General features: G+C 72.1%; 18 protein-coding genes. 14 read left to right on the forward strand and 4 right to left on the reverse strand.

Annotated elements, in window-relative coordinates:
* Positions 1–5: 5 nt before the first annotated feature.
* Positions 6–893, reverse strand: coding sequence for a hypothetical protein (locus Adu01nite_RS17125; RefSeq protein ID WP_203727871.1), 888 nt, complete (start codon positions 891–893; stop codon positions 6–8).
* 171 nt (positions 894–1,064) lie between these two features.
* Between Adu01nite_RS17125 and Adu01nite_RS17130 the strand changes: the two genes are divergently transcribed.
* From Adu01nite_RS17130 to Adu01nite_RS17170, 9 genes are all read left to right on the forward strand, one after another.
* Positions 1,065–1,637, forward strand: coding sequence for a nucleotidyltransferase family protein (locus tag Adu01nite_RS17130; RefSeq protein ID WP_203727872.1), 573 nt, complete (start codon positions 1,065–1,067; stop codon positions 1,635–1,637).
* On the forward strand, positions 1,630–2,703 hold the full coding sequence (locus Adu01nite_RS17135; protein ID WP_203727873.1) for an XdhC family protein: 1,074 nt from the start codon (positions 1,630–1,632) through the stop codon (positions 2,701–2,703). The genes Adu01nite_RS17130 and Adu01nite_RS17135 overlap by 8 nt, the downstream gene beginning before the upstream one ends.
* Positions 2,700–3,335, forward strand: a complete 636-nt coding sequence (locus Adu01nite_RS17140; protein ID WP_307836637.1) for an HAD family hydrolase — start codon at positions 2,700–2,702, stop codon at positions 3,333–3,335. Before Adu01nite_RS17135 ends, Adu01nite_RS17140 begins: the two co-directional genes overlap by 4 nt.
* Positions 3,336–3,427: 92 nt before the next feature.
* Complete coding sequence (locus Adu01nite_RS17145) at positions 3,428–3,751, forward strand: hypothetical protein (protein WP_203727874.1); 324 nt, start codon at positions 3,428–3,430, stop codon at positions 3,749–3,751.
* 23 nt (positions 3,752–3,774) lie between these two features.
* Positions 3,775–4,269 carry a nucleoside deaminase gene (locus tag Adu01nite_RS17150; protein WP_203727875.1) on the forward strand — a complete coding sequence of 165 codons (495 nt, stop codon included), beginning with the start codon at positions 3,775–3,777 and terminating at the stop codon, positions 4,267–4,269.
* A gap of 418 nt (positions 4,270–4,687) precedes the next feature.
* Complete coding sequence (locus tag Adu01nite_RS17155) at positions 4,688–5,002, forward strand: hypothetical protein (RefSeq protein ID WP_203727876.1); 315 nt, start codon at positions 4,688–4,690, stop codon at positions 5,000–5,002.
* Between the two features lie 68 nt (positions 5,003–5,070).
* On the forward strand, positions 5,071–5,682 hold the full coding sequence (locus tag Adu01nite_RS17160) for a hypothetical protein (RefSeq protein ID WP_203727877.1): 612 nt from the start codon (positions 5,071–5,073) through the stop codon (positions 5,680–5,682).
* Positions 5,672–6,313: a bifunctional 4-hydroxy-2-oxoglutarate aldolase/2-dehydro-3-deoxy-phosphogluconate aldolase gene (locus Adu01nite_RS17165; RefSeq protein ID WP_203727878.1), complete on the forward strand. Its 642-nt coding sequence runs from the start codon at positions 5,672–5,674 to the stop codon at positions 6,311–6,313. Before Adu01nite_RS17160 ends, Adu01nite_RS17165 begins: the two co-directional genes overlap by 11 nt.
* Positions 6,310–7,236 carry a sugar kinase gene (locus Adu01nite_RS17170; RefSeq protein WP_203727879.1) on the forward strand — a complete coding sequence of 309 codons (927 nt, stop codon included), beginning with the start codon at positions 6,310–6,312 and terminating at the stop codon, positions 7,234–7,236. Before Adu01nite_RS17165 ends, Adu01nite_RS17170 begins: the two co-directional genes overlap by 4 nt.
* A gap of 7 nt (positions 7,237–7,243) precedes the next feature.
* On the opposite strand, the gene Adu01nite_RS17175 is transcribed toward Adu01nite_RS17170, so the two are convergent.
* Positions 7,244–7,672, reverse strand: a complete 429-nt coding sequence (locus Adu01nite_RS17175) for a MarR family winged helix-turn-helix transcriptional regulator (protein ID WP_239132474.1) — start codon at positions 7,670–7,672, stop codon at positions 7,244–7,246.
* A gap of 120 nt (positions 7,673–7,792) precedes the next feature.
* Between Adu01nite_RS17175 and Adu01nite_RS17180 the strand changes: the two genes are divergently transcribed.
* The gene (locus Adu01nite_RS17180; protein WP_203727880.1) at positions 7,793–8,857 is read left to right on the forward strand and encodes an alkene reductase; all 1,065 of its coding nucleotides are present in this window, start codon (positions 7,793–7,795) and stop codon (positions 8,855–8,857) included.
* On the opposite strand, the gene Adu01nite_RS17185 is transcribed toward Adu01nite_RS17180, so the two are convergent.
* Positions 8,854–10,221, reverse strand: a complete 1,368-nt coding sequence (locus tag Adu01nite_RS17185; protein WP_203727881.1) for an alpha/beta hydrolase — start codon at positions 10,219–10,221, stop codon at positions 8,854–8,856. The two genes, Adu01nite_RS17180 and Adu01nite_RS17185, sit on opposite strands and share 4 nt — an antisense overlap.
* Positions 10,222–10,466: 245 nt before the next feature.
* On the opposite strand from Adu01nite_RS17185, the gene Adu01nite_RS17190 reads away from it, so the two are divergent.
* Genes Adu01nite_RS17190 through Adu01nite_RS17200 form a run of 3 tightly spaced genes read left to right on the forward strand, consistent with a single transcriptional unit; the run spans position 10,467 to position 12,633 of the window.
* Entirely contained in the window at positions 10,467–11,051 is a 585-nt protein-coding gene (locus tag Adu01nite_RS17190) for a cysteine hydrolase family protein (RefSeq protein WP_203727882.1), read from the forward strand.
* 7 nt (positions 11,052–11,058) lie between these two features.
* Complete coding sequence (locus tag Adu01nite_RS17195; RefSeq protein ID WP_203727883.1) at positions 11,059–11,940, forward strand: GlxA family transcriptional regulator; 882 nt, start codon at positions 11,059–11,061, stop codon at positions 11,938–11,940.
* Positions 11,941–11,949: 9 nt separating this feature from the next.
* A complete protein-coding gene (locus tag Adu01nite_RS17200) occupies positions 11,950–12,633 on the forward strand; it encodes an HAD family hydrolase (protein ID WP_203727884.1) in 684 nt (227 codons plus the stop codon).
* Here the strand turns inward: Adu01nite_RS17200 and Adu01nite_RS17205 are convergent.
* Positions 12,617–13,282, reverse strand: coding sequence for a TetR/AcrR family transcriptional regulator (locus Adu01nite_RS17205; RefSeq protein ID WP_203727885.1), 666 nt, complete (start codon positions 13,280–13,282; stop codon positions 12,617–12,619). The genes Adu01nite_RS17200 and Adu01nite_RS17205 overlap by 17 nt on opposite strands.
* 79 nt (positions 13,283–13,361) lie before the next feature.
* On the opposite strand from Adu01nite_RS17205, the gene Adu01nite_RS17210 reads away from it, so the two are divergent.
* Positions 13,362–14,222: an NAD(P)H-binding protein gene (locus tag Adu01nite_RS17210; RefSeq protein ID WP_203727886.1), complete on the forward strand. Its 861-nt coding sequence runs from the start codon at positions 13,362–13,364 to the stop codon at positions 14,220–14,222.
* Position 14,223: the final 1 nt, after the last annotated feature.

The raw sequence follows: 14,223 nt of genomic DNA on the forward strand, positions 1-14,223 counted from the left end.
TCAGCCTAGGCGTTCGCGCGACGGGCCAAAGCCAACCACGTGGCGCCCGCGGCCGCGGCGAACAGCGCGGCCACCGCGGTGAGGGTCAGGCCACCGGGCTTCAGCAACGGTTCCGCGCGCAGCGCCTGCCAGGTCAACAGCGTGACGAGTACGCCGTAAGCCGTGCCCGCGATCCGCAGCAACCGCACCCGGGTACGCACGTCGAGGCTGGCCGGGAACCGGTTGAGCAGCAGCGCCAGCAACGGCAGGGCCTGCAGCGCGTGCAGCCCGACGAAGTGCCCGATCCGCAGGTCTCCGCCCGTGGTGCTCCACCCGGTGAGCGGCAACCCCGGACCGCCGTCCGGCACCCCGACACTGTGCGCGCCGTAGTGCGGCCCGTAGACCATCGGCCCGGCGGCCAGCATGCCCAGCAGGGAGAGCCCGAGCCCGAGCCGGATGCCGGTGGCCACCACCCGGTCCGGCAGGCGCTGCCGCAACGCCCCGATCGAGATGACCAGGTGGGCCAGGAACAACACCATGATCGACGTCCCCATGGCCGACCACAGCGCCGCGTCGAACGCGGTCGACTGGTTGTAGTGGCTGGTCGTGCCGCGGGCCGCCTGCAGCACGATGATCCCCTGCTCGATCACGGCGACCCCGACGATCACGGTGGCCGCCCACTCGGCGACCCGGCTGCGGCGCGGCAGCACCGACAGCATCCAGGCCAGCGTGAACCCGTAGACGGTGAACGAGACGGCGAACTTGAACGGCTTGGCCCAGATCGGCATACCGGTGAGCACCCGCGGATCGAGCAGGATGCCGAGCGCGGTGACGACGGCCAGCGCACCCATCGCCGCGGTCAGGATCAGCAGCGGCCGGTGCGGCCGCGGAACAGTTGCGGCTGTCGTTGTCATAACCGCAGCGTCGCGTCCGGCGGCGGCGGTTTCGCCCGCCCGCGGGTCGCACTCGCGGCCGCTGGTCCGACACCGCCTCCTACCGCGGTAGGAGGCAAACCCCTTACTGGCCTCTCTACCGGAAACTCTGCGGCAACACGAACGAAGCTCACCCGGCGTTACGCTCGCGGGATGGAGACGGCGGGCCTGGTGCTGGCGGCCGGGTCCGGTAGCCGCTACGGAATGCCGAAGGCCCTGGTCCCGTACGGCGGAAAGCTGCTGGTGGAACGCGCCGCGGAAACCCTCCGCTCAGCCGGTGTCGCACGCAGCGTGGTGGTTCTCGGCGCCTCGGCGCCCCTCGCCCTCCCGCACACGACCGGCTACGCCGAGACGGTGATCAACCCCGAGTGGGAGACCGGGATGGCCTCCTCCCTCCGGGCCGGGCTGCGCACGCTGGTCGGCACGCCGGCCATCGCGGTGGTGGTTCTTCTGGTCGACATGCCCGAGGTAACCCCTCTTGCGGTACGCCGGGTAAGCGCGCACGCCGCAGCCGATGCCCTGGTGATGGGCGGTTACCAGGGCCGGCGCGGGCATCCGGTGCTGCTCGGGCGCGACCATTGGGACGGCGTGCTGGCGACCGCGACCGGCGACAAGGGAGCCCGCGACTACCTGCGGGCGCACGCCGGCGTGGTGCGGGTCGTCGAGGTCGGTGACGTGGCCGGCGACCTCGACCTGGACGTGCCGGAGCTGAACCCGGATGCGTGACGTGCTCACCGCGCTGCTGCCCTGGTGGCGGTCCGGTTCCCCGGCCGGCCTCGCCACCGTCACCGCGACCTGGTCGAGCGCACCCCGGCCGGCGGGCGCGGCGATGGCGGTCGGGCCGGACGGATCGGTGGCCGGCAGCGTCTCCGGCGGGTGCGTGGAGTCGGCCGTCTACGAGCTGTGCCGGTCGGCGCTGGCGTCCGGTGCGGCCCGGACCGCGGAGTTCGGGATCAGCGACGACGAGGCGTTCGGGGTCGGGCTGACCTGCGGCGGAACCATCTCGGTGCTGGTCGAGCGGGTCTGCCCGGACTCGTTCCCGGAGCTGCCGGCGCTGGCCGCGGCGGTCCGGGACGGGCGGCCGGCGACTCTGCTGACCCGGCTCGACGACGCCCGGCACCTGCTGCTGACCGACGACTCCCCGATGGGAACGCTCGGCCGTGACGACCTGGATGCAGCCGCCGTTGCCGGACACCACGGACTACGCCGGCTCGGCGACGTGGACGTGTTCGCCGCCAGCTTTCAGCCGCCCCCTCGCATGATCGTCTTCGGGGCCACCGACCACGCCGCCGCGACCGCCCGGATCGGGTCGTTCCTCGGCTATCACGTCACGGTCTGCGACGCCCGGCCGGTGTTCGCCACGCCGGAGCGGTTCCCGTCCGCCGACGCCGTCGTGGTCGACTGGCCGCACCGCTACCTGAAGCGGGAGGCCGCGGCCGGCCGGATCGACGACCGGACGGTGCTGTGCGTGCTCACCCACGACCCGAAGTTCGACGTACCCGTACTCGAAACGGCGTTACGGCTGGACGTCGCGTACGTCGGCGCCATGGGCTCCCGTCGCACCCACCGTGACCGCCGCACCCGGCTGACCGACGCCGGCCTCGCCGATGCCGAGCTGGATCGCCTGTCGTCGCCGCTCGGCCTGGACCTCGGCGCCCGCACCCCGGAGGAGACCGCGGTGAGCATCGCCGCCGAGATCGTCGCCCTGCGGCACGGCGGCAGCGGCACCCGGCTCAGCGCGACCGACGGCCCGATCCACACGGTGGGCATGACCAGGGATACATCTGCGTGACCCCGCCACCCCGGGCCGGCTCCGCCCGGGAGAATGGCCGGGTGCGACTACCTCTTCCGGACGGCGACTTCCAGGCCTACCTGTTCGACTGCGACGGCACCATCACCGACTCCATGCCGGCCCACCACCGGGCCTGGACGGCGGCCCTCGCCGAGTGGGGCGGCGAATTCCCGGAGGACCTCTTCTATGCGTGGGGCGGCCGGCCGGTCACCGAGATCATCGAGGACCTGAACGACCGGTACGGCCTGGCCATGCCGGTCGAGGCGGTGGCGGCCCGGCGAGAGGCCCTGTTCCAGGAGAGCTTCGGCGAGATGCGGGCGGTGCCCGGGGTGCTCGGGCACATCGAGGAGGCGTACGCGAGGGTGCCGTTCGCGGTCGTCTCCGGCAGCACCCGGGAGTCGGTGACCGCGTCGCTGACCGCCCTCGGCCTGCTCGACCGCTTCCCGGTGATGGTGTGCGCCGGCGACTACGCCAAGCCGAAGCCGAACCCCGAGTGCTACCTGATGGCGGCCCAGCTCCTGGCCGTGCCGCCGGCCGCGTGCGTGGTCTTCGAGGACACCGAGCTGGGCGTGCAGGCCGCCGAGGCGGCCGGCATGGCGGTGGTCCGGGTCCCCCCACCGTGGATGCGCTGACCGGGTGAACCGGCCCGAATAACCGGCGCTCATCGTGGCGCGGCCGGTATGCCGGACGGATGGATGCCACGAAACGCTGCACTCTGATGGTCATGGCGATGCTCCTGCCACTGACGCTCGGCGGATGCGGGGACGACCATCCGGCGGCGTCCGGTTATTCGGCCAAGAGCACCGACCAGGCGGCGGAATCGGCGTGCACCATCTTCTCCGCTCGGTATCAGCGGGCCGGCACGAAGGCCAAACGGTTGAGCCTCGCCGACGAGGTCGGTCGCTACGCCGGGCGGAGCGACAACGGGGCGGTGGCGGGCCGGGCCGTCCTGGTCGGCCGCAGCGCGAGCCGCGGCGACGATTCCTGGCGGGCAGCCTCGAAGAGTTTCCTCCAGGCCTGCCACAGCGCCGGTTGGAAGAGCCGGTAGCTCCCGCATGATGTGCTGGTGCGGTGACTCCCGATGAACTGATCGGCGCCGCCATCGACGTCGCCGAGGAGGGCATGGCCCGAGGTGAGCTGCCGATCGGTGCCGTAGTGGAGATGGGCGGCCGGATCGTCGCACGGGCCTGGACCCAGGACGTCTCGCAGGGCCGCCGGCTGGTGCACGCCGATCTGCTGGCGATGATCGCGGCCGACGAGCAGCTCGGCCGGCAGCCACGGGAGCATCCGCTGCGCCTGGCCGTCAACCTGGAGCCCTGCGTGATGTGCCTCGGCGCGGCGATGGCCCTCCAAATCACCGACGTCTACTACGGCCTCGCCTCCCCGGCCGACGGCGGCTCCGCCCTGGTCGCGAACAGGCCGACCAGCCCCGACATGCCCTGGTACAAACCGCCCACCTTGACGGCCGGTATCCGCGCGGCCGAGGTCCGCGACCAGTTCCGCCGATACTGCGCGACCGCCCCCGACTCCGGCTTCCGGGATTGGGCCCGCACCCTGGCGGACTGAGCCGGCCGGCTGTCGGATTGATGGCACCAGCCCCCTGCTGTTTCGTAGATCGTGGCGATCAGTGCCAGCAGTGAGCCGCTGGCCCATTCCTGCCTGCTCGGCGCACCGCCGGCCGCACCGCGTTCAACGACCGACCCTGATGACCGCCGCTCATGATCCGCTCGGCAGACCTAGCCCCACCAGGCGTTTGCGACCGGTCCGCCTGTTCTCCCCGGCTACCTTTTTCTTGATTCCGGGGTCTCGCATCGGGTCGGGGAGACCGACTTCCAGGAAGTTGGGTTGGGTCTCGGGTGTGGACCTCGGCGATCGGGGTGCGCAGCTCGCGGCCGGCGTGGGTGACGAAGTGGCTCTGCCGGGCCAGGTCCTCGGCGAGCGAGTTGTGGTCCTGGCTGGAGGGTGACCAAGGGCACTGACCAAGGTGCCGCGGCTGTTGTTCGTGTCGGCCTGCCTGACCGCGACGGCGGCCGGCGCCCCTGGCCATCTGCTGCCGGGCGCGGGCCATCGCGGCGCACCGGCCGGCGGCGATGCGGATGCGCTGCTGACGCACTCGATGGCGACGGCGCTGGTGGAGGCGGGGGTGCCGGCCAACGCGAACAGGCCAAGAACGTCTTGGAGTTCAGCCCGGCCGCGGCTGAGGAAAGTCGGCGCGACGGAGCTCGCTCAGTTGATCGGGCGGTACCTCGCCGAGGTGAGTGCGCCGTCGGCGGAAAATCCGCCATCGGAGGTGAACTGAGCGTCACCGCCGGGTCAACCCTCCGACGCCTGAGTGACCCGTCGGCCCGGCCTCGCTACGGTTATCGCGTGTCTGAGATCCCGTGGTGGGGGCTGCCCCTCGTAGCTGTGGTGTTTGCCCTGGCCGGCGCCTTCACGGCGCAGTTTGTGACGGCTCGTAACGAACATGTCCGTAGTCGGCAGAAGAAGACCCGGCGGTGGTACGAGGAGCGTAAGGACGCTTACGTAGCGTTGCTCTCCGTCTTCGAGCGCGACACCTATCGCCTCCGCGCCGCCTACGACGCCGGCGACAAACCGGCCCCGCCCCTCACCTACGTCGACGACGTCTCGCCGGCCCTGATGCGGGTGCGGCTGCTCGCCACCGGGCCGGTCCGGAGCGCCGCCCTCGCCGTACATGTGCTGTTGCAGAAGTTGCACGGAGAGATGAACCCGGCATCGGTGTCGGGGGTGCAGCCGCAGACCCACTTCCGTGAGTTGCTCACCCAGGTTCCGCTGGTCATGCAGCAGTTCGAGGCGGCGGTGCGGGTCGAGTTGCGGATCGACACCGAGGCGCCGGGTGCGTCCGAAATGTCCAATGGCGACCGTCGTGGGCGTACTCGCCAGCTCCTGCGCCGTCCGGCCCGTGGTACCGCACTGGATGATCTTGCGGACATCGGGCAGGATCTAAGTCGTGACCGATGAGAAGCTCGACGATGTGACGGCCGCGGTCGTGCGCAGCGGGATCGTGGCGATCCTGCGCGCGCCGACCTCCGACTATTTCGCCGCCGTGGCGGAGGTGCTGATCGAGTCCGGCATCACGGCTCTCGAGGTCACGCTGACCTCGCACGGCGCGATCGAGGCGCTCGCCGGCCTGCGCCGCCAGCTGCCCAGCTCGGTGGCGGTCGGCGCGGGCACGGTGCTGTCCGCCGGTGACGTGAAGGCCGCGGTCGACGCCGGCGCCGAGTTCCTGGTCGCGCCCAACCTCGACGTGCAGCTGGTCCAGTCGTCGCCGGTGCCGTTCTACCCGGGCACGGCCACCCCGACCGAGATGTTCGCGGCGCAGCAGGCCGGCGCCCCGCTGGTGAAGCTGTTCCCGGCGTCGGGCCTGGGCCCCGAGTTCCTGCGCAACGTGCGCGGCCCGCTCCCGCACATCCGGGTGATGCCGACCGGTGGCATCAAGATCGAGGACATCGCCGACTGGCTGTTCGCGGGGGCGAAGGCGGTCGGCCTGGGCGGTCCGCTGATCGGCGATGCCGCCGCCGGCGGCAGTCTCTCCGCTCTCGCCGCACGGGCGCGGCATGCGGTCAGCGCGGTCGCTTTCGCCCGGTCATGACCGGGCTCTTCACCTTCGGTGAAACCATGGGCCTGGTCGTGGCGGACGGCATCGGCCCCTTGACGTACGCCCGGGGCTTCTCCTTCGGCATCGGCGGCGCCGAGAGCAACGTCGCGATCGGCGTGGCCCGCCTCGGCGGCGAGTCCTGCTGGCTCGGCCGGGTCGGCCCGGATGCGACCGGCGCCCTGATCAGGTCGCGGCTGGAGGCGGCCGGCGTCCGCACGATCGCGGTACCGGACCCGACGTTCACCGGCCTGATGGTGCGCTACCGCCGGTCCGGCGAGTTCGCCCACGTCGACTACCACCGGGCCGGCAGTGCCGGGTCCCGGCTCAACCCGGCCGACCTGCCCCCGTCGGAGCTGCGCGAGGCCGCCGTCGTGCACGTCACCGGCATCACCCCGGCGCTGAGCGAGACCTGCCGCGCCGCCGTCTTCCAGGCGGTCGAGACGGCCCGGGACGCGGGCGTGCCGGTGTCGATCGACGTCAACTACCGGGCCAAGCTGTGGTCGCGGTTCGACGCGGCGCCGGTGCTGCGCGACCTGGTCGGCCTGGCCGACATCGTGTTCGCCAGCCCCGACGAGGCGGCCCTGTTCGTCGACGAGGACGACCTGCTCGGCAACCTGGCCAAGCTCGGGCCGGCCGAGGTCATCCTCAAGGACGGCGGCAAGGGCTGCGTCGCGCAGATCGGCGGCGAGCGGCACGCGGTGCCGGCCCTGCCGGTGACCGTGATCGACCCGGTCGGCGCGGGCGACGCGTTCGTGGCCGGCTATCTGGCCGACCGGATGGCCGGCGCCGCCCCGGAGCAGCGCCTGACCACCGCGATCGCGGCAGGCGCCTTCGCGGTCACGGTGTCCGGCGACTGCGAGGGCCTGCCCGACCGCGCCGAGCTGGCCGCGCTGGGCGGCGGCGACCTCCGCCGGTAGCGGCGGCTCAGCACGGGCCGGGCAGGTTCGCGGTGGCGATCAGGGTCGCGATGCGCCGCAGGTGCTGCTGGTCGTCGGGGCTGAGGTCGGCGGCGATGTCGGGCAGGCGGTCGGCGACGTCGGCGTAGAGCGCCTCGGCGACCTTCTTCCCGGCGGGCGTGACGCCGAGTGTGATCACCCGCCGGTCGGGCTCCGGGCTCTCCCGTTGCACCAGGCCGCGGCGCTCGGTGCGGTCGACCAGCTGGCTCAGCGCGTTCTTGGCCATCCCGAGATTGGCCGCGAGTTCGGCCATCCGTAGCGGCCGGTCCTTCACGACGCACAGCAGCGAAGCCTGCGCCGAGGTGAGGTCGTGGTCGGTGCAGATCTGCGCGTAGCGCCGCTGGATCACCAGCGAGAGCCACACCAGCATGTCGCCGAAGCCCTGCGATTCCGTCACGACCGCGTCTCCTTCGTCACAGCACGGCGGGTTCGGTCGACCTTGCCGAAGTTCATGCCGTGAACTAACTTCGGTTCACGGCATGAACTTTACGCCACCGAACAGCCGGAGGACGGAACCATGGCAACCGCATTCGACCCGTACGACCTGAGCGGCCTCAAGCTCGCCAACCGCATCGCGATGGCCCCGATGACCCGCAGCCGCGCCTACGGGCCCGGTGCCGCCCCGACCGAGCTGACGGCCACCTACTACGCCCAGCGCGCGAGCGCCGGCCTGATCATCACCGAGGGCACCCAGCCGTCGGTGATCGGGCAGGGCTACACCAACACCCCGGGCCTGCACTCGGACGAGCAGGTCGCAGCCTGGCGCACGGTCACCGACGCGGTGCACGCCGAGGGCGGGAAGATCTTCGCGCAGCTCATGCACAGCGGCCGGATCGGTCACCCCAGCCTGCTGCCGGACGGCCTGATCCCGGTCGCGCCGTCGCCGGTGAAGCCGGCCGGACAGGTCTTCACCAACGAGGGCCCGCAGGAGATGGTGACGCCGAAGGAGCTGACCGAGGCGGAGATCGCCGAGACGATCGCCGACTTCGCGAACGCCGCCCGCAACGCCGTCGCGGCCGGCTTCGACGGGGTCGAGATCCACGGCGCGAACGGCTACCTCGTGCAGCAGTTCCTCGCCTCGAACACCAACCTGCGCACCGACGGCTGGGGCGGCACGATCGAGGGCCGGGTCCGCTTCGGCGCCGAGGTCGCGACCGCGGTGGCCGCCGCGATCGGCGGCCACCGGACCGGCTTCCGCATCTCGCCGAGCGGCGTCAACGGCGACATCGCCGAGCAGGACACCGACGAGCTCTACCCGGCCCTGGTGGCCCGGCTGGCCCCGCTCGGGCTGGCCTACCTGCACCTGGTGGAGAGCGCCGACCGGGGCCTGACCCGGCGTCTGCGCGCGCAGTGGCCGGGCACCCTGCTGCTCAACCCGTTCACCCACCCCGACCCGACCGGGCCGGAGGCGCTCGCCCTGATCGAGGACGGCACCGCCGACGTCCTCACCTTCGGCGCGATGTTCCTGGCCAACCCCGACCTGCCCGCCCGCCTCGCGGCCGGCGGCCCGTTCAACACCGCCGACTTCACCACGGCGTTCGGCGGCGACCACCGCGGCTACACGGACTATCCGACGCTCTAGGTTCCGGCGGCGCAGCTGGTGCCGCGTTGCGGCACGGCCAGATCGATGAGGTACGCGTCGGCAATGCGCGCCATGCACTTGCTGATGGTGTACGACCCGTGGCCGTCGCCCTCATAGGTGACCAGCACCCCGTGCCGGCCCAGCTGCCGTTCCACGGTGCGGGCCCAGTTCCAGCCGGTGGCCGAGTCGTGCCGGGAGTTGAGCAGCAGCAGCGGCGTCTTCGTGCGGACGTCCAGGTCGTGCTGGGGGTAGGCGACGTGCTCCCAGCCGAGACAGGCGGTCAGTGCGAACACCTGGGCCGGGAAGTGGATGTGCGGCGCGACCCGGGCGGCCTGGCGCAGCAGCCCGGCGTACTCCCGGTAGTCGCGCACCGGCAGCGACCAGTCCGCGCAGAACGCCGGCAGCACCACCGGCAGGCTGCCGATCCGCACCCCGGTGGCGCCGCCGTCGACCGCCGCGAGATAGCCGGCCAGCTTGTCGTAGTCGACGTCCTTGGTGCGTTTGTAGGTGATCGCGACCAGGTCGAAGGGGGTGAAGTCGGGCCGGCCGGCGACCGCCGAGTCGTACAGCCGGTTCCACACGGCGACCACATCCCGGCCGTGCAGCGCGCACGCCGGGGTGCGGTCGCACCAGGCCACGAACGCGTCGAAGGCGTCCTCGGCGGCCCACGTCTGGGCGGTCAGGAACTCGGCGGTGGAGCGGCTGCTGTGGTCGTCGACGCTCTCCAGCACGATGGCCCGCACCCGGCCCGGATAGCGTTCCGCGTACGCCTCGCCGAGCAGCGTGCCGTAGGAGCTGCCCTGGAAGGTGAGCTTCCGCTCGCCGAGGGCGGCCCGCAGCGCGTCCAGGTCGCGGACGTTGCTGCCCATGTCGGCGTGGTTCCACAGGTCCCCGGTCAGCTGCTCGCAGCCGGCCCAGAGCTCGCGGTTGTAGGCGAGGGTGGCGTCGAAGTCGGCCTGGCTGCTCAGCACCGGGTAGGGCGCGGCCGCGACCTGGGCGGGGTCGCAGCTGACGGCGTGGCTGCCGTGGGAGCCACGCGGGTCGAAGCTGACGATGTCGAAGCGGTCGAGCAGGGTGTCGCTGAACCGGTGGTAGCCGTTGACGGCCCGGTCGACGCCCGGATCCCACGGCCCGCCCGGCCCGAAGATCAGCGTGCCGATCTTGTGGTCGGGGTCGAGGGCGGGCCGCCGGCCGACCGCGAGCTGGATCTTCGCGCCGCCCGGGTCGCCCCAGTCGACCGGGACGGTGAGGTGGGTGCACTGGGCGTCCATGGCGGTGCCGCAGGTGAACCAGTCAAGGGCGGCCGGCTGCGGTGCGGGCACCGGGAGCGCGGCGGCCATCAGCACGGTGAGCAGAGTCTTCATGACGTCGAGCCTGGTCGATGGAGTCGGGGGAGTTAATCGGGAAGCGCCCGGAGCGAACCCTGAGGTTTCCGCAACCCCGCGGGCCCGCCCGGAACTCGGGCAGGGAGGGTGACCGGCGACGGCGCCCGCGCCGGGAAACACCGAACCGAGCCACGCCGCATTCCGAAGAAGGGTGACCGGATCGTTCCGCCGGTGGGCCGGATGGTGTCTGTTCGCCGGCCCGACCGGCGGCGAAGAATCGAGGCATGACAAACGCTCTGATCGTGATCGACGTGCAGGAGTCCTTCCGGGCCCGGCCGTTGTGGCGGACTCTCGACAATCCGGCTCTGATCGGCAACATCCAGCGGCTCGTCGAGGCCGCCCGGGCCAATGGCGAATTGGTGGTGTGGGTGCTGCACGCCGAACCGGGCAGCGGTGGCCTGTTCGATCCGGCGAACGGTCAGGTGCGGATCGTCGACGAGCTGAAGCCCGCCGACGACGAGGCGATCATCGTCAAGACCTCGCACAACTCGTTCTCGACCACCAATCTCGGGCAGCGGCTGACCGCGGCCGGGGTGCGTTCGGTGACGGTGACCGGGCTGCGCACCGAGCAGTGCGTGGAGACCACCGCCCGGGTCGCCTCCGATTTCGGGTACGACGTCACATTCGTCACCGACGCCACCGGAACGTTCCCGATCCCGCATTGGGAAGCGCCCGAGGATCAGTCGGTGGAGGAGTTGCTGGCCGACCCGCGTACGCTTTCCGCGGCGGACGTGACGGCCCGCACCGAATACGCGCTGGCCGTCCGATTCGCCACCGTCCGCACCACGGACGACTATCTGGGGGTGTGACCGGATCGTGAGCCGGGTGGTGTTCGTGCTGACCCCGCAGGTGCATCTGCTCGACCTGGCCGGGCCGGCGCAGGTGTTCGGCACCGCCGACGGCTACGAGTTGGCGTATGTCGCGGAGGCCACGCCCGTGCCGACCTGGCAGGGGGTGGCCCTGCACGCCGACCGTGACTGGCCGGAGCTGACCCCTGATGACCTGGTGCTGGTGCCGGGCTGGCGCAGCGGTTACGGAGCGTTCGCTTCCGCCACGTTGCAGCGGCTCGCCGCCCACCACGCGGCCGGCGGCACGGTGGCCAGCGTCTGCGCCGGCGCGGACGCGCTGGGCCGGGCCGGCCTGCTCGACGGCCGCCGCTGCACCACCCACCACGACCTGCAGGACCGTCTGGCCCGCAGCTATCCGGCGGCGACCGTGGTGCGCGACGTCCTCTACGTCAGTGACGACCGGGTGGTGACCTCGGCCGGGATCGCCAGCGGCATCGACCTGGCCCTGCACCTGGTGGCGCTGCGGCACGGCCCCGCGGCCGCGGCGCGTGTCGCCCGCGAGATGGTGGTGTATGCCCGGCGTAACGGCGACGAACAGCAGGCGAGCGCGATGCTGCGGCACCGCGCCCACCTGTCCGATGTGGTGCACCGCGTGCAGGACCGGATCGACGCCGATTTCGCCGCGCCGCTGCCGCTGACCGACCTGGCCACCGCGGCCGGCGTCAGCGAACGCACCCTGACCAGGCTGTTCACCGCGGCGACCGGACGCACCCCGCTGCGCTACCAGCAGGTGCTGCGGGTCGAGCGCGCCGAATACCTGATCGGCCACGGCAGCACGGTCGAGGCCGCCGCCCACGCGGTCGGCTTCACCGACGCCCGCATGCTCCGCCGGCTGCGTGCCCGCCCGTAGGCTGGCCGGGTGCTACGCGGCGTACTTCTCGATCTCGACAACACCCTGGTCGACCAGGAGGCGGCGACGGCCGACGCGCTGCGCGGCTGGTTGCCGGCCATCGGCGTACGCTTCAGTCCGGAGCTTTTGTCCCTTTGGGACGAGATTCAAGAACGGCACATGGAGGCCTGGCGCGCGCGCACCGTGACCTTCGGCGAGCAGCGGCGGCGCCGGCTCCGCGAGTTCCTTCCGCTCATCGGGATCGGGTACGCCGAGGAAGACCTGGACGAGATCTTCGGGGGATACCTGGCGGCGTACGAGTCGGCGTGGCGGGCGTTCCCGGATGTGGACGCTGCCCTGGCCGCGATCGCCGCCGCCGGCCTGTCGGTGGCCGTGCTGACCAACGGCTCGGTCGAGCAGCAGCACCACAAGCTGGCCCGCACCGGCTTGACCGGCCGGGTGGGCCCGGTGTTCACGGTCGAGGACGTGGGCGCGGCCAAGCCCGACCCGGCCGCGTTCCTGGGCGCCTGCGCGCGATGGGGCCTGTCACCGGAGTTGGTGCTGAGCGTCGGCGACCGCCACGACCTCGACGTCCTCGCCGCCCGGGCGGCCGGCCTGCGGGCCGTGCACCTCGACCGCCGGGACGAGGGACCGCACGACGAGCCGCACCGCATCCGCTCCTTGACCGAGTTGCCGCTCAGCTCCGGTCTTTGATCGCCTTGTCGAGCCACTCGGTCAGCAGAGCCCGTTCCGCCGTACTCAGCGCCGGCAGGTCGTCGACGACCGCCGCGAACGCCACGGCGACGGTCCGGGTGTCGTCGGCGGGCAGGGCGGGCCGGTCGGTGAGGATCGCCGCGGCGACGGCGTCGAACATCGCCTCCCCCAGCCCGTCCGCGGCGCCGGTCATGATCGCGAGCACCGCCCCGGTCCCGGCCGCATGGATCATGTCGACCGCGCGCTGCTCGTCGACTCGGAGCCGGCCCGTCGCGGCCAGCCGGTGCACCCGCTTGCGCAGCACCTCGGTGCCGGCCGCCACGGCCGGCGATCCGCTGCGCCGAGGCTCGCTGAGCAGCAGAAAGAGGTCCGGGTTGGCGAGCCCGAACGCGAGGTGGTGGCGCCAGCCGTTCCGGAGGTCGGCGACCGGATCCAGCCCGTCGTCGATCGACTTCCCGTCGACGTAGGTGCCCATCGCGTCCTCGGCCACCGCGTCGAGCAGCCCGTCCTTGTCCCCGAACAGCCGGTAGATCGTCGGCGGCTGCACTCCCGCGGCCTGCGAGACCGCCCGCGTGGTGACCGCCGCAGCACCCTCTTCGCGCAGCAGCCGACCGGCCGCCGCGACGATCGCGGCCCGCACCTCATCCATGTAACGACGATAACAGCCCTTGCGTATCGCTGGAAAATCAGTGCTAACGTCACGGTGTTACCAACGTTAAGGAGATCCCGTGATCATCGTTACCGGCGCCACCGGCAAGCTCGGCACGCAGATCGTCGACCAGCTGCTCACCGTCGTCCCCCCGGCCGAGCTGGGGGTGAGCGTCCGCGACCCCGGCAAGGCCGCCGACCTGGCCGCCCGCGGGGTGCGCGTCCGCGCCGGGGACTTCACCGACCCGGCGTCGCTGGCCGCCGTCTTCGAGGGCGCCGACCAGGCTCTGATCATCTCGGCGTCGATCCCCGGCTTCGACGCGGCGGTCGCCGCCAACCGGGCCGCCGTCGACGCCGCCCGCGAGGCCGGCGCCCGCCGCATCCTCTACACGAGCCACCAGGGCGCATCACCCGAGTCGGAGTTCGGCCCGATGCGGGTACACGCGGCCACCGAGGACTATCTGGCCGAGACAGGCGTCCCGTTCACCGCCCTGCGCAACGGTTTCTACGTGAGCACGCTCGGCTTCTACCTGACCCCGGCCCTGGAGTCCGGAACGCTGGCCCTGCCCGAGGACGGCCCGGTGTCCTGGACCGCCCACCCGGACCTGGCCGCGGCGGCCGCGGCCGCGCTGACCTCGGAGGGCCTGCTGGACGGCGTCACCGCGCCGCTGACCGCTCCCGCCACGGCCGACTTCGCCGAGGTGGCGAGCATCCTCAGCGAGGTGACCGGCCGCCCGGTCACCCGGGTGGTGCTCGGCGACGAGGAGTGGAAGGCCGCCTCCGGCCTGCCGCCGCACTTCGCCGACTTCACCCTGGGCATGTTCCGAGCCGCCCGCCGAGGCGAGTTCGCGGCCACCGGCCCGACCTTGGAAAAGGTCATCGGCCGCGCGCCGCTCCCGGCACGCACCTTCGTGGAGCATTTTGCCGGCAACGTCAGATAGT

The organism is Paractinoplanes durhamensis, assembly GCF_016862175.1.
In the GTDB taxonomy this organism is placed as follows: Bacteria; Actinomycetota; Actinomycetes; order Mycobacteriales; family Micromonosporaceae; genus Actinoplanes; species Actinoplanes durhamensis.

Excerpts from the sequence above, each read along its gene's own strand:
- Adu01nite_RS17125 (WP_203727871.1), bottom strand. The coding sequence starts at position 893 with ATGACAACGACAGCCGCAACTGTTCCGCGGCCGCACCGGCCGCTGCTG.
- Adu01nite_RS17130 (WP_203727872.1), top strand. The coding sequence starts at position 1,065 with ATGGAGACGGCGGGCCTGGTGCTGGCGGCCGGGTCCGGTAGCCGCTAC.
- Adu01nite_RS17135 (WP_203727873.1), top strand. The coding sequence starts at position 1,630 with ATGCGTGACGTGCTCACCGCGCTGCTGCCCTGGTGGCGGTCCGGTTCC.
- Adu01nite_RS17145 (WP_203727874.1), top strand. The coding sequence starts at position 3,428 with ATGGCGATGCTCCTGCCACTGACGCTCGGCGGATGCGGGGACGACCAT.
- Adu01nite_RS17170 (WP_203727879.1), top strand. The coding sequence starts at position 6,310 with ATGACCGGGCTCTTCACCTTCGGTGAAACCATGGGCCTGGTCGTGGCG.
- Adu01nite_RS17180 (WP_203727880.1), top strand. The coding sequence starts at position 7,793 with ATGGCAACCGCATTCGACCCGTACGACCTGAGCGGCCTCAAGCTCGCC.
- Adu01nite_RS17185 (WP_203727881.1), bottom strand. The coding sequence starts at position 10,221 with ATGAAGACTCTGCTCACCGTGCTGATGGCCGCCGCGCTCCCGGTGCCC.
- Adu01nite_RS17190 (WP_203727882.1), top strand. The coding sequence starts at position 10,467 with ATGACAAACGCTCTGATCGTGATCGACGTGCAGGAGTCCTTCCGGGCC.
- Adu01nite_RS17205 (WP_203727885.1), bottom strand. The coding sequence starts at position 13,282 with ATGGATGAGGTGCGGGCCGCGATCGTCGCGGCGGCCGGTCGGCTGCTG.